The organism is Clavibacter michiganensis subsp. tessellarius (assembly GCF_021922985.1).
GTDB classification, from domain to species: Bacteria; Actinomycetota; Actinomycetes; order Actinomycetales; family Microbacteriaceae; genus Clavibacter; species Clavibacter tessellarius.
The window spans coordinates 1,552,788-1,567,461 of the sequence record NZ_CP040788.1; the positions used below are offsets into that span (position 1 = coordinate 1,552,788).

Annotated in this window: 6 protein-coding genes; all 6 read right to left on the reverse strand. The window is 77.4% G+C overall.

The window, feature by feature from the left end; genetic code table 11:
* Positions 1-95: 95 nt before the first annotated feature.
* Positions 96-2,615, reverse strand: a complete 2,520-nt coding sequence (locus tag FGG90_RS07105) for a transglutaminaseTgpA domain-containing protein (protein WP_094128712.1) — start codon at positions 2,613-2,615, stop codon at positions 96-98.
* A complete protein-coding gene (locus tag FGG90_RS07110; RefSeq protein WP_237583549.1) occupies positions 2,612-4,216 on the reverse strand; it encodes a DUF58 domain-containing protein in 1,605 nt (534 codons plus the stop codon). The genes FGG90_RS07105 and FGG90_RS07110 overlap by 4 nt, the downstream gene beginning before the upstream one ends.
* Entirely contained in the window at positions 4,213-5,295 is a 1,083-nt protein-coding gene (locus FGG90_RS07115) for an AAA family ATPase (RefSeq protein WP_237583550.1), read from the reverse strand. The genes FGG90_RS07110 and FGG90_RS07115 overlap by 4 nt, the downstream gene beginning before the upstream one ends.
* A 71-nt stretch (positions 5,296-5,366) precedes the next feature.
* Complete coding sequence (locus FGG90_RS07120; protein ID WP_094128709.1) at positions 5,367-11,405, reverse strand: Ig-like domain-containing protein; 6,039 nt, start codon at positions 11,403-11,405, stop codon at positions 5,367-5,369.
* Positions 11,402-13,066, reverse strand: coding sequence for a serine/threonine-protein kinase (locus FGG90_RS07125; protein WP_094128706.1), 1,665 nt, complete (start codon positions 13,064-13,066; stop codon positions 11,402-11,404). The genes FGG90_RS07120 and FGG90_RS07125 overlap by 4 nt, the downstream gene beginning before the upstream one ends.
* A gap of 167 nt (positions 13,067-13,233) precedes the next feature.
* Complete coding sequence (locus FGG90_RS07130; RefSeq protein ID WP_165771389.1) at positions 13,234-14,589, reverse strand: citrate synthase; 1,356 nt, start codon at positions 14,587-14,589, stop codon at positions 13,234-13,236.
* Positions 14,590-14,674 lie beyond the last annotated feature (85 nt).

A 14,674-nucleotide genomic window follows, 5' to 3' on the forward strand; every position in this document is an offset into this window, starting at 1 on the left:
GGCGACGCCCGCGGGCGGCGGGGACGACGACGTGGAGGGATCCGCCGGGACCCGCCTGGGGAGGGCGCGACGCCCGCCCGACCGCCCGCCCGCCGTCAGCGCTCCGAGCGCGTGCCTCCCGCACCGCCCGACCCACGACGCCCGCCCGACCCGCGACGCCCGAGCACCCCGCGCCCCTCGCGCGCCACGCCCCGCCCGATCCGCAGCGACGCCGTCGAGACGAGCGCGCGCAGCCGCTGCCGCCGGGTGCGTCCGGCGTCCATCCGCGTCGCCAGCTCGTCCGCGCGGCGCCAGGCGGCGTCGGCGAGCGGATCGGGCACCTCGCCGGGCGCGAAGACGGACTCGTCCGCGACCTCCGCGAGGCCGCGCGCGCCGCCCACGCCCGCCAGCCGGGCGACCTCGCGGCGCGTCGCGGCGACGGGCGGCACCAGCCCGCGGTCGAGCGCGCCGTCGCGGAACTCGTCCCAGGCGCCGGCCACGCGGTCCCGCGCGACGGGCGCGCGCCGCCGTCGCCGACGCCGACGGACCTTGGCGCCCACTATCGCGAGGAACGGCGAGGCCGCGAGCCCCAGCGCGAGGAGCGACCAGCCCGCGACCCGCACGGCGGCGAGCACGGCCTGGAGCGTCGGATCCGCCTCCGGCCGGTCGTCGCGGCTCGTGTCCGGCGGCGTGCGGTCGTCGGGCTCGGCCTGCTCCTCGACGGGCGGCGGCAGGACGGTCTGCGGGCGCGCGACCTCGGTCGGCTCGTCGGGCAGGGCGTCGGGCACGTCGCGGACGGGCGGGTTCGGATCCACCGCGACCCAGCCGGAGGACGCCGTGTCGACCTCGATCCAGGCCGTGACGTCGGATCCGGTGACCGCCACGGGCCCGCCCGCCGCCTCCCGCACGGCCGCCTCGCCGGGCGCGAAGCCCAGGACGACGCGCACCGGGAAGCCGAGGTCGTCGGCGAGGAGCGCTGCCGCGACCGCGTACTGCTCCGCGTCGCCGAGCATCGGCTGCGCGGTGAGGAGATCGGCGATGCGCTCGGCGGAGTGCCCCGAGCGGCTGAAGGGCGCGTCGCCGACGCCGTGGCTGACGTAGCCGTCGGCGCGGAGGGCGGAGATCGCGGCGACGAGCTGGGCGCCCGGGGACGAGGAGGTGCCGACGCCCGCGTCCGCGCCGCCCGCGGTGGACCCGTCCGGCGCCGCGGTGGACGCGTCGACGCGCTCGCCCACCGCGTCGGGCACGCCCGTCGGCCGCGGGGCCACGGCGTCGCCCGGCCGCTCGTCGGCGAGGGCCTCGAGCGGCGGGGTCGCGGGGACGACCGCCTCGATCCGGTACGCGTCGCCCTCCGCGAGCCCGCCGACGACGGCGCCCGTGGCGATCGCGTCGTCGTAGTAGAAGGAGTCGGCGAGGCGGCCGGAGCCCGGGCCGTCGAAGCCGATGCGCTCGAGTCGGCCCGCGCCCGGCAGCCACACGCCGCGGTACGAGCCGATGACGACGTCGAGCGCGACGTCGTCGCCCGTCGCGCCCCACTGGTCGAGCCGGTACGGCACGCGCGCGAAGGTGCCGGACGCCTGGCCGGTGCGAGACGCGTCGCCGCCGCGCGCGCCGCCGACCCCGTAGACGACGCCGTCGTACGTGTCGAGCGCGGCCAGCCGGATCCGCCCGCCCGCGGGCAGGCCGGACACCGTGAGTAGCGTCGCGTCGACGGCCGGCTCCTTCCAGTAGGTGCGGAACGCGGAGAGGGGGCTGATCTGGTCGCGCGGGTCGAAGGGCTGCTCGACGGCGGAGCGGAGGCCCGTGCGCGCGACCTCGGGCGGCAGGGCGTGCGCGGCGGCGACGCCCGCGACGAGCGCGACGCCGAGCACGGCCACGGCCGACGCCCCGGCGCGCGTGCCCGAGCGGCGGCGGTCGGCGGCCGACTCGAGCGGCACGCCGGATCCGCGACCAAGGCGCTGCACGGCGCGGTGCCGGCGGCGCCAGCGGCAGCGGGCGATCCAGAGCAGGGCCGTCGCGAGCCAGGCGAGCGCGACCGGGACGAGGAGGCCCGAGGCGTCGGGCGCGTCCGGGCCCTGGCTGCGGTCGGGGCCGAGCGCGGCGCCCACGACGAGGACGACGAGCGAGGGGATCACCGCGAGCTCGGGACGACGGGAGCGCAGCGCCACGGTGGGGCCGATGACCGCGGCGAGCAGCAGGAGCGCGAAGGCCGGCACGAGGAGCGCCTGGTAGTCGCCGACCGGCAGCGCGATCGTGAGGAGCCGCACGATCCCGAGGGACGCGCCCTCCACGAGGTCCGCGAGCCCGTCGAGCGTGGGGCGCCAGCCGTCGACGGCGCGCGTGGGCACCGCGAGCGGGACGCCGAGGAGGAGGAACAGCGCCAGGACGACGCCCGCGACCACCGCGCTCCCCCAGCGGAGGCGCGCGCCCGCGACGGCGGCGGCGGCGCCGACGACGATCGTGATCCCGGCCATCCGCAGGAACGACGCGTCCTGGTGCACGGGCCAGAAGGCGGCCGCGCCGAGGCCCGTGAGGAGGGCGAGCGCGAGCACGGGGACGAGGGTGCGGCCGGGGTCGCGGGATCCGGCGGGGACGCGGGGGCGGCGGGAGCCGGCGGCGGGCCCGGCCCCGCTCACGACCCGCTCCGCTGCAGGGCGCCGCGCAGGTCGTCGAGGTAGCCGATGGTGAGCACCGTGAGGTCGCCGAGGCGTCGGAGGCCGGGCTCGGCCTCGGGATCGCACACGACGGCGACCACCTGCACGCCGGGCGGGAAGCCCACGGCGGCGTGACGGATCGACGCGGACGACGCTCCCGTGCCGCAGACGAGGAAGACGACGGAGACGCCCGCGACCTCGTCCGCCGCGGCGCGCGCGACCTCGACGAGGGACGCCGCGAGGTCGGTCGCGCGGATCTCCGCCAGGTCGTCGAGGAGGCGCGTGGGCGTGACGGTCGCGAGGCGGCGGAGGCGCGGCGGGCGGGGTCCGGCCGGGCGCGGGCGCGGGCGCGGTCCCGGCACATCGCGGACGGCCCCGGTCGCCGTCGGCGCGGCGGGCGCGCGGCCCGCCCGCGCGCGCCCGGAGCCGCCCCCGGATCCGCCCCCGGCCCCGCGGTCCGCGCTCGCGACCACCGACACCGAGCGGGCGTCGACGATGGCGCGCGCGCCGAGGGATCCGACGACGCTCACGGCCAGCTCGAACTCGGCGTCGGCGGTGGATACGGCGAGCGCGCCGTCCGCGCGCCCGGCGGCCACGGTCGTGCCGCCCGCGGGGCCGGCCGCGACCGGATCCGAGGCCGTGCCCGCGCCGGTCGCCTCCCGCTCCGGGTCCCCGGCCCCGTAGTCCGCCGCGTGCAGCGACAGCGCGACCATGATGTGGCTCCGCCGCGTCTCCTCGAACCGCCGCACCATGTGCACGCCGGTCTTCGCGGTCGACCGCCAGTGGATGTGCCGCATCTCGTCGCCCGGCACGTACTCGCGCAGCGATTGGAAGGACACGTCGCTGTCGGTGAGGTCGCGCGTCGCCCGGCCCTCGAGGTCGCGCACGAAGCCCGTGCTGGTGCTCGGCATGGCGAGGGTGCGCGGGTGCACGAGGAGGCGGGTCGCGCGGGCCTCCGTGGACTCGCGGCGGACGAGCCCGAGCGGGTCGCCGCGCACGATGCGCGCGGGGCCGAGGGAGATGACGCCGCGGCGCACGGTGGGCACGACGAAGACGTCCTCGTGCGCGTGGCCGTGGCCGAGGGAGGGGACGTGGATCTCGGCGAGGCCGGATCCCACGGGCACCTCGACCGTGAGGCCCACGGCACGGCGGCGCAGCGGGTTCCGCACGGAGACCGTGGCGGGCGCGCGCTCCCCCGCGACGACGCGGTCGCGCGGGAGGCGCAGCGCGACCTCGACGCCCGCGGATCCGACGAGGTGCAGCACCGCGAGCACCCCGAGCGCGACGGCCGTCCACGCGACGGCGACGAGCTCGCGCCAGCCGAGCGCGTACCCGGCGGCGCCCGCCGCCACGGCCGCGAGCGCGACGACGCGACCGAGCGGCGTGACGACGCCGACGAGCCGCCGGAGCGCGTTCCGGGGCGGCGCGGCGACGGCCTGCGGGTCGTCCCCCGCCGAGGTGGACGGGGAGGCGGCGGGCGTCGGCGGCGCGCCGGCCGCGGGACCGGCGGGGACCCGCATGGGGTCGGGTCCGCCCCCGGGAGCCGCGCCGGCGGGGCCGCCGGCGTCGGCGACCGCGCTCATCCCGCGTGGCGCGCGCCGGCGCCGCCCAGGCCGGGAGCGCCGCCCGAGCCGGCACCGCCCGAGCCGGCGCCGCCCGAGGCGTCCGCGCCCGCGTCGCCCGCGAACGGCGCCCCCGCGTACCGGTCCCGCGGCGGCGCGGTCTCGATGAGGATCTGCGACAGCACGCTCGTGGCCGTGACCCCGTCGAACTCGGCCTCGGGATCCAGCAGCAGGCGGTGCGCGAGCACGGGCTCGGCGAGGGCCTTCACGTCGTCGGGCACCACGTAGTGCCGGCCGTCCGCCGCGGCCCAGGTGCGGGCGGCGCGCAGGAGGGCGAGGGCGCCGCGCACGCTCGCGCCGAGCCGCACCTCGGGCGCCTGGCGCGTGGCGTCGACGAGGCGCACCACGTAGTCGGCGACCGCGGGATCCACGTGCACGGTGCCCGCGCGCCCCTGCAGCGCGCGCACGGACGCGGCCGTGGCGACGGGCGCGAGCGTCACGTCGTGGGCGCTGACCGAGGCGCCCTGCAGGATCCTGAGCATCGACTCGTGGTCCGGGTACCCGATGGAGGTGCGCAGCAGGAACCGGTCGAGCTGCGCCTCGGGCAGCGCGTAGGTGCCCGCCTGCTCGATCGGGTTCTGGGTCGCGATGACCATGAACGGGTCGCCCACGTCGTGGGGCGTGCCGTCGACCGTGACGCGGCCCTCCTCCATCACCTCGAGGAGCGCGGACTGGGTCTTGGGGCTCGCGCGGTTGATCTCGTCGGCCAGCACGATGCTCGCGAACACGGGCCCGCGGTGGAACTCGAACTCGCCCGTGCGCTGGTCGTAGACGCTGACGCCCGTGATGTCGCCCGGCAGCACGTCGGGCGTGAACTGCACGCGGCTGTGCGTGCCGTCGACGGTCTGCGCCATGGCGCGCGCGAGCGACGTCTTGCCGGTGCCGGGCACGTCCTCGAGCAGGAGATGCCCGCCCGTCACCATCGCCGTGAACGCGAGCCGCACCACGTGCGACTTCCCGAGCAGCACCTGCTCCACGTTGCGCACGAGCGCGGCGAACTCGTCCTGGAAGGCGCGGGCCTCGTCGGCGGTCATCGTCATGGGGGCGTGCCTCTCGGGTGCGGACGCGGGGCCGGATGCGGTCCCGGGCGCGGGGGCCGCGGGGTCGGCCGTCATCCGCGGTGGGCGTACGTGTACAGGGTGCCCGAGTTCGCGGTGACCCGCACCTCGAGGATCCGCTCCGCGCCGGCCGGCAGGGCGCAGGATCCGGCCGCGCCGGAGGAGCCGTCCGTCCACGCGCCCTCGCCGCCGCAGCGCCACTCGCTCCGGGCGTAGCCGCCGCCGGCCGCGACGCGCCGGCCGGGACCCGCGGCGGGCGGCGTCGAGGTCCAGGAGACGACCGTGCCGCCGGCAGCATCCGCGTCGAAGCGCACGTCGCCGGCGCGCGCGTCGACCGCCGTGCCGACGTCCACCGCGTCCGACCAGCCGCTCGAGCGCGGCCGGCCGTCGCCGTGGTCCTCGACGACGCGCACCTGGATGCTCGCGCCGACGCCCGGGCGCGGCAGCGTGATCTCCTGGCCGACCCCGATCGGCACCCCGTCGCCCTGCCCGTCGACCCGGTACAGCAGCTGCGCCGAGGCGGACGCGCTGCCCGGCCGGTAGCGCGCGTCGGCGAGCGTCGCGCGGAAGACGCCGTCGGTCCCCCGGTCGCCGCGCGGGAGCGAGACGGTGACGGCGGGCGTGGAGGGCGCCGTGCGCGGCGTGAGCTGGCCGGCCTCGACGACCGTGCAGCCCTGGCTGTTGGCGGCGAGCACCGCGAAGGCCACGGGCTGATCGGGCGCGAGGCCCGTGAAGACGTGGCTGGTGGCGCCGCCCACGTCGACCGCGGGGCCGTGGTCGGCCGACCACGGCGTCACGCCCTCGGTGGCGACGGAGCAGCCGGGCGCGGACCCGGGGGCGTGCGCGGCGACGAGGTAGCGGATGCCGTCGACGCCCGGCCCCTGGAAGGCCGGCCACGAGACCGTCACGCGCGTCTCGTCCGCCGGGTCGGCGACCGCGGAGGGCGTGCCGGTCGCGGTGGGCGCGCCGCGCGGCGTGCCCGTGATCGAGGCGGCGAGCCACGCGGATCCGTCCTGCACCTGGGCGCTGTTGCGGGCGGCGACGCTCACGGCGACGGGCACCTCGGCGACGAGCGACGGATCCCGCACCTCGACCGCCGTGGCGTCGGCGGGCACCTGCCGGGTGACGCCGCCGACCGTCACGACGTACTGCGTGACCGGGCTCGAGGAGGACGGCACGGCCGACGGGTCCCACGACACGCGCAGGCCGTCGGCGAGCGGCTGCGCGGCGAGGGCGGCCGGGGCGGCGGGCAGCACGTCCGACCAGAGGCCGGAGACCGACGTCGGATCCGACGCGCCCACGCCGTTGACGGCCCGCACCTCGACCTGCACCGCGGACGACGGGCCGTTGCCGGGCGTCGGCACGGTGCACGTGGTGGACGGGCAGGTGGCGGTCGCGGTGACGACGCCGCCGCGGAGGACGCGCACCTGGTAGCCGGTGATCGGGGATCCGTTGAACACGCCCGGCTCGAACGCGACCGTGAGCGCGCGGTCGGCGAAGCCCGTGGCGCGGAGGGCGGTGACGGGCCCCGGGCGGTCCTGCACGTGGATCACGACGGTGCCGAACGCCGCCCGGCCCGCGTCGCCCGTGGCGTCGCGCACCTCGTACTGCACGCGCACGTCGCCCGGCACGGCGTCGGCGGTCGCGGCGACCGCGAGGGTCGCCCGGTCGGCCGACGGCGTCACCGTCACGCCCGCGGGGAGGCTCGCGCCGTCGGCGCCGCGGATGGACGCGACGGTGAGCGGCGTGCCGGGGAAGGGGTTGCCCGCCTGGTCGTTCGCGAGCACGTCGACGGTGGTGGAGGATCCGCGCGTCACGGTGCCCTCGTCGGTCGCCGGCTGGGCGAGCGGCCGCGTCGACGGCACGACCCGCAGGTCCACCCGGCCCGCGCGCCCGGTCTGCGTCGCGTCGCGCACGCTCACGGCGAAGGACGCGGCGACGCCCGTCTCCACGCCCGCGTCGGCGGAGAGGCGCAACGTGCCGCCGTCCACCTCCGCGCGGAAGCCGTCGCCCACGGCGCCCTCGATCGCGTACGCGAGCTGCCCGCGGTCGTCCTGGTAGGGGTAGGTCGTGAGGCGGCCGAGGTCGATGTCCTTCGACTGCCCGGGCTCGAGGTCGATGACCGCGCCCGTGAAGACGGGCGGCTGGTTCTCGGTGGGCGTGACCGTGATCGGCAGCACGAGCGCGGCCGTGCGATCGCCGCCGTCGCCCGCGGAGTCGGTGACCGTGAAGGAGATCGCGGCCGGGCCGAAGTACCCGGGCTCGCTGCGGTACGCGACGGTGTCGTCGTCGACGAGCTCGACGGGTCCGTCGGCGTGCGTGGCGGAGAGCGAGTTGGGGTCGGCGATGCGCACGGCCCGGCCGCCCGCGGCCACCACGTGGTCGTCGAGGTCGACGACGAGCCGCTCGCCGCTCGCGACGGTCGGGCGGGGCTCGCCCACGCGGAGCTGCGGCAGCGTGTCCTCGAAGCCCGGCACCCAGATGAAGGCCGTCGCGCTGACGCCCGCGTCGTCCGGCTGCGCCACCGTGAACGGCACGATGCGGCGCGCGTCGCCGACCTCCACGCGGATCCGGCCGTCGGGCGTCACGCGCGCCACGTCCTGGTAGCCCGCGCCGACGGAGAGCACGAGCGCCGACGCGTCGCCCTCCGCCGAGAAGACGTTGCGCATCACGTCGACGTCGACGCTCGTGCGGTCGAGCACGTCGGAGAGCTGGAGCACGGTGTCGCGCGCGATCGGGCGCGTGGGCGGCGCGGCCGGATCCACGATGACCGTGAGGAACGCCTCGTCCGTGCCGCCGCGCGCGTTCCGCACGCCGTAGACGAAGCCGTAGCGTCCGGCCTCCTCGGGCGCGACGACGCGCACGGTGTCGCCGTCGAGTCCCGCGACGAGGCCCGCGGACTGCGGCTGCACGGAGACGAGCGAGAGCGCGCCGCCGTCGGGATCCGTGTCGTTCGCGAGCACCTGCACGCGGAGGACCCGGCCGGGCCGCACGGTCACGACGTCGGCGGTCGCGACGGGGTTCCGCGCGCCCTCCACGCGCGGGCTGATGCCCACGCGGATCGTGCCGGTCGCTCGGGCACCCAGCCCGTCCACCACGGCGTAGGCGAACGCGTCGGTGCCGGTGGAGTAGTCGCCGGCGCGGTAGTCGATCCAGTCGGGCCCGACCTCCGTGACCTGGCCCTTCTCCGGCCCGGTGTCCTGGCCGAGGAGGCGCACCGAGTCGCCGTCGGGGTCGATGCCCGTGAGCGGCACGGGGATCCGCACCGTCTCCCCCGCGAGCACGCGCGCCGTCAGCGGCCGCGGCACGGGCGCCGTGTTGGTCGCGGCGTCGGCCTCGCGCACCGAGACCGTGAGGGTCGCGGTCGCCCACTGGCCGTCGGGCGCGACCGCGCGGTAGACGGCCGTGTAGTCGCCCGTGCGGTCGGGCGCGAGGTAGCGGAGGCGGTCGTCGCTCGCGAAGAGGAGGCCGGCGCCCTCGGGCAGCGGGTCCACGAGCACGGGGTCGAGGCGGAGCGCGTCGCCGTCGGGCTGCTCGTCGTTGGCGAGCACGGGGATGTCGACGGCGTCGCCCACGCGCACGGCCACGCGGTCGTCGGCCGCGACGGGCGGCTGCCGCACGGCGGGCTCGGGCACCTCGATCACGGTGATGACGCCCGTCGCCTCCGCGACGCCGTTGCTCACCCGGTACCCCACGTCCACGGGCCCGTCGAGCGGCCGGGTGAGCGTGATCCGCACGAGACGCTGCCCCACCACCTCCGCGCGCACGCCGACGGCGTCGCCCGGCGAGGTCGCGTCGGTGATCACGAGCACGCCGCCCGCGGGGTCGAAGTCGGTCTGGAGCACGTCCACGTCCTGCGCCTCGAGCGCGCGCACGAACACGGTGTGCGGCACGGTCACGGGCCGGCCGTCGGACTCGGGCGCGCCGCGCACCTCGACGCGCACGACGCCCGTCGCGGTGACCCGGCCGTCGGTCACGGCGTACTCGAGCAGGTGCGTGCCGGTCTGCGTGCCCTGCAGGCGGAAGGTGCCGGCCTCGAGGTCGGGCGTGACCTGCACCCCGGGGCGCGCGGGCACCGACGCCAGCCGGATCGCCCCGCTGCCGCCGCGCGCGTGCGCGAGCGGGTCCACCGTGATCTCGCGCCCGACCGACGCCTGCACCACGAAGCCCTCGGCCACGAGCGGGACGTCGCCCGCCCGGCGCACCGTGACGACGAGCGTGCCCGCGCCCTCCTCGCGCCCGTCGGACACCTGCAGCGCGACCGTGCGCGTGTCGCCCCCCGCGCCCGCGTCCGTGTAGACGACGCGGCCCTCGGGCTTCCAGCTCACGGCGTCGGGCGCCGGGACGCTCGCGCGCGTGAGGTAGATCGGATCCCCGTCGGGGTCGTACCAGCCGCCCAGCACGTCGGTCTGCAGCCGGCCGCCCTCGGCGACCGTGCCGGTGGCCGGCCGCGTCTGCACGGGCGGCGAGTTGTCGTCCGCGTCGCGCACGGCGACCCGCACGTCGGCGGTCGCGGTGCCGCCGCGGCCGTCGCTCACGACGTAGGAGAGGCGCACGGTGCCCCGGGCCGTCGGCGCGAGCGCGAGCTGGAGGCCCTGGCCCTCGTCCACGACGTCGACCGCGCCGACCGCGGCGTCCACGGGCGTGACGGAGTCGATCACGAGCACGTCGCCGTTCGGGTCGTGGTCGTTCAGGAGCACGGGCAGCGGGCTCGTGCGGCCGGGCCGGGCGCCGAGGTCGTCGTCGACGGCGACGGGCGGCTGCTGCACGCGGTCGGTCTCGGGCGGGGTGTCGGCGGTGTTCTGCTCGACGACCCGGTCGGAGCGCTCGCGGTCGATGAGGTCCGACCAGTTGTCGATGACCCCGGCCCCGCGCTGCACGGCCCACGCGGCGCCGCCGCGCACGTCGTTGAGCACGACGCGCGGGCCGTCGACGAGGAACCGGAGCGCGGCCTGCGCGGACACGCCGGCGATGTCGGTGAGGGCGCCGGCCGGGGTGCGCCGGGCGTCGCCGCCCTCGGCGCCGGCGGACCCGGCGGACCCGGCGGTCGCGGTCGGCGCGGCGTCGAGGCAGCGCTGCCAGGAGGATCCGCCGGTCCAGCCCGCGAACTCGCAGCCGGCCACGCGCACGGGCCGCGCGGGCGCGCCGGACGCGCGGTCGGCGACGACGACCGGGTCGCCGCCCCCGACGGGCACCTGGAGGAGGCCGCCCGTGTGGGCCACGAGCACGGCGTCGCCCGCGGAGGACGCGCGCTGGAGGGCGACCTGCGCGTCGGCCGCGACGGATCCGCCGAGGTCGACCGCGCGCCCGTCCACCAGGAGGGCGCGCGCGTCGGCGTCGTAGAGCGCCCAGTGGCCGTCGACCCCCGTGAGCGCGAGGCGGCGCGCGGCCGGGCGGCCCGCGACCCCGGCCTCGACGGTCTCGCCCGGGACGGCCGTGGCGGGATCCGCCGCGGGGTCGCCGCCCGCCTCCGCCGCCGGCGTGCCGACGGGTCCGACGGCCACCGTCTCCTCGACGGTGTCGTCGGTGGCCGCGCGGATGCGCGAGAGCGCGCCGGAGGTGGCCGAGTACACGAGCAGCGTGCCGTCGTCGTCCATGGACGCGACCGCGTCGGCGCCGAGCGAGAGGGTGGGCGCGCTCATGGCGTCGAACGCCGCGAGGCCCGCGACGGGCACGAGCCAGAGCTGGCCGGTGGCCGGCACGAGGATCGCCACGCGGGATCCCGCGAGCATCACCTCGGCGCCGGCGGGCAGCGGCGCCGTGTCGACGACCGCGCTCGTGGCGTCGTCCACCACGTCGAGGCGCGAGGCGCCGCGGTCGGCGAGCAGCACGGTGGATCCCGCCTGCAGCACGTCGATGTCCTCGCTGCGGGAGTCGACCACGCTGTCGAGCTCGAGCACCTGCGTGTTGGCGCGGCCGATGGCCTGCTGCGCGGCGTTGACGACCCACACGGATCCGTCGTCGAGGTCGATGCGCTGGGCGTCGTAGCCGTCCGAGACGAGCGCGAAGCCCATGAGGAGCGCGAGCACGACGGCGCCGCCCGTCACGGTCGTCGCGGCCTGGCGGTGGCGGCGGATCCAGTCGCGGATCATCGCGGCAGCTCCGCGCACTTCTCGGTCGACGGCCGGCCGGCGATGCCGTCGCGCGTGACGGTCACGGTGACGCAGGCGCGGTCGCCCGCGCCGGTGGCGCTCGCGGCCCCGGCGGCCCCCGACGTGACGCGGAACGACGTGTCGCGCTGCGTGCTCGGCAGGCCGCCGTCGCGCACCACCTGGTACGCGTCGTCGGCGCCGAGGCCGGGGTCGTCCCAGGAGAAGAGGACGCCGTCGGCCGTGGCGGAGGCCTCGATGGCGCCGACGACCGGGATGTCGCGCGCGCCCGTGCCGCCGCCGGATCCGCCGAGGAGCACGCCGACCAGCGCGCTCGCGACGACCGCGCCGGACGCCGCCGCGAGGAGCGCGACGCGGTGCCGGGCGAGGAACGAGCGCGGCCCCGGCGCGGGCGGACGGCCGGAGCCGGAGGCGCCGACGGGCCCGGACCCGGAGCGGCCGAGGGACGTGGACGCGGATCCCGCGCGCACCGGCTCCGACGCGACGGAGGGACCCGTGCCGCGCGCCGACGCGGATCGCACCGACGCGGATCGCGCGGACGCGGCACGTGCCGACGCGGCACCGGACGGCCGCGCGCCCGCCGCCGCCGCCGCCACGCCGGCCTCCGCTCCCGCGCGCCCCCGCGGGACGCCGGCCGTCGACGTCGCCTTCCGCCGCACCCGGCGGACGGCCGCGCGCGCGCCCGCCGCTCCCGGATCCACCTGCACGATGCCGCGCACGCGCGTCGGGTCGTCGTCCTCCTCGACGCCGGCCGCCACCGCGGACGCCCACTCCTCGCTCGCCACCTCGAGCGGCGTCTGCGCGAGCTGCAGCTCCGCCTCCACCGCCTGCAGCTCGCGCACGAACGCGAGCGCCGACCCCGGCCGCGCCTCCGGCTGGCGCGACATCGACCGGCGCAGCACGAGCTCGAGCCGCTCGGGCACGTCCGCGCGGCCGGTCGGCAGAGGCCTCGCCCGCTGGATCCGGGCGACGAGGTCCGCGGGCGCGTTCTGCCCGCCCGGCACCTCGAACGGGCTCCGCCCGGCGAGCAGCGAGTACACGGTCGCCGCGAGCGACCACACCTCGCTCCGCACCGTGCCCGGGCTCTCGTCGGCGAGCACCTCGGGCGCCGACCACGGGATGGACAGGCCCACGGCGTCGGTCGCCGCGGCGTCCTCGAGCGTGGAGGCGATGCCGAAGTCGCTGAGCACGGGGTGCCCGAACGCCGTCGTCAGGATGTTCGCCGGCTTGATGTCGCGATGCAACACGCCCGCGCGGTGCGCGGTCTCCACGGCGCTCGCGATGCGGATCCCCACGCGCAGCACCTCGGCGACGCCCAGCGGCTCGCGCCGGTACCGGTCGCTGAGGCTCGACGAGCACAGCTCCATCACGAGGTACGGGCGTCCGTCGGCCGCGACGCTCGCCTGGTGCACCGTGAGCACCGACGGATGCGCGCTCAGCTGCGCCATGAGGTCGGCCTCCGCGCGGAACATGGCCCGCAGCCGGTCGGTCGCGATCTCGGCGAGCATCACCTTGACCGCCACCTGGCGCCGCGGCATGTCCTGCTCGTAGAGGAACACGTCGGCGAAGCCGCCGGATCCGAGGACCGTCACGTAGGAGAACCCCGGCAGCACCGGCGGGGACGACGGCAGGCGTCTGGCCATGGCCCCCTCTTCGGGTTCGGACCGACGGCAGGGGCTGGTGCGGGCGGTGGCGGGTAGTCAGGTCCCGTCGAGTCTAGGCTCCGGATCCGCGCGGGTACACGGATCCGGCGCCCTCGGACGCCCCCTGTTCGGGAGCGCCCGTCGTGCGCTCCGCCGGGAGCGCGCGGTCAGTCGCGGGGCGGCAGGTCGCGCGCGGGCTGGCCGATGTAGAGCTGCTGCGGGCGGCCGATCTTGGTGGCCTGGTCCTCGTTCATCTCGCGCCAGTGCGCGATCCAGCCGGGCAGGCGCCCGATGGTGAACAGCGCGGTGAACATGCGCGTGGGGAAGCCCATGGCCTTGTAGATGACGCCCGTGTAGAAGTCGACGTTCGGGTACAGCTTCCGCTCGATGAAGTAGTCGTCCGCGAGGGCGACGGCCTCGAGCTCCTTGGCGATGTCGAGCAGCGGGTCCTGGATGCCGAGCGCCTCGAGCACCTCGTCGGCGCTCTCCTTCACGAGGCGGGCGCGCGGGTCGAAGTTCTTGTAGACGCGGTGCCCGAAGCCCATGAGGCGGACGCCGTCCTCCTTGTTCTTCACGCGCTCGACGTAGCGGTCGACGCCCTCGCCGGAGTCGCGGATGCGGCCGAGCATGGAGAGCACGGCCTCGTTCGCGCCGCCGTGCAGCGGGCCGAAGAGCGCGCCGATGCCGGCCGAGACGGAGGAGAACATGTTCGCCTCGGTGGATCCGACGAGCCGCACGGTCGACGTCGACGCGTTCTGCTCGTGGTCCTCGTGCAGGATGAGCAGGCGCTCGAGCGCCCGGCTGACCACCGGGTCGACCTCGTAGGGCTCGGCGTTGTTGCCGAAGTTGAGGCGGAGGAAGTTGTCGACGAACGACAGCGAGTTGTCCGGGTAGAGGAACGCCTGGCCGAGGCTCTTCTTGTGCGCGTACGCCGCGATGACCGGCAGCTTCGCCAGCAGGCGCAGCGTGGAGATCTCGACCTGCTCGGGGTCGTGGACGCTCAGCGAGTCCTCGTAGTAGGTGGAGAGGGCCGACACCGCGCTCGAGAGCACCGACATGGGGTGCGCGTTCGTGGGCAGCGCGCGGAACAGGCCCTTGAAGTCCTCGTGGAGCAGCGTGTGGCGGCGGATGTCCTCCTCGAACCCGCCGAGCTGGTCCGCGGTGGGGAGCTCGCCGTGGATGAGGAGCCAGGCCACCTCGAGGTAGCTCGACTGGCGCGCGAGCTGCTCGATGGGGTAGCCGCGGTAGCGGAGGATGCCCTGCTCGCCGTCGATGTACGTGATGGCCGAGCGGGTCGACGCCGTGTTGACGAAGCCGTTGTCGAGCGTCGTGAGGCCCGTCTTCTTCGTGAGAGCCGAGATGTCGATGCTGGACGCGCCGTCGACCGCGGGGAGGATGGGGAACTCCACCCGGCCGCCGGGGTACGTCAGCGTCGCCGTGGGCTTCTGCTCCGCCTGGGGCTCGTCCGCCCGGGGCTCGTCCGCCTTCGGCCGGTCGTCCGCCTGCTGCCCGCCATCGGTCACGGCGCCTCCTCGAGTCTGGGTGGGTGGCCCGGGGGGATGCGCGCCGCCGGGCGCTCGTGGCGCCCCCGCGGCGTCGGGATCCGAG

Coding starts and splice junctions, on each gene's coding strand:
- FGG90_RS07110 (WP_237583549.1), bottom strand. CDS start 4,216: ATGAGCGCGGTCGCCGACGCCGGCGGCCCCGCCGGCGCGGCTCCCGGG.
- FGG90_RS07115 (WP_237583550.1), bottom strand. CDS start 5,295: ATGACGATGACCGCCGACGAGGCCCGCGCCTTCCAGGACGAGTTCGCC.
- FGG90_RS07120 (WP_094128709.1), bottom strand. CDS start 11,405: ATGATCCGCGACTGGATCCGCCGCCACCGCCAGGCCGCGACGACCGTG.
- FGG90_RS07125 (WP_094128706.1), bottom strand. CDS start 13,066: ATGGCCAGACGCCTGCCGTCGTCCCCGCCGGTGCTGCCGGGGTTCTCC.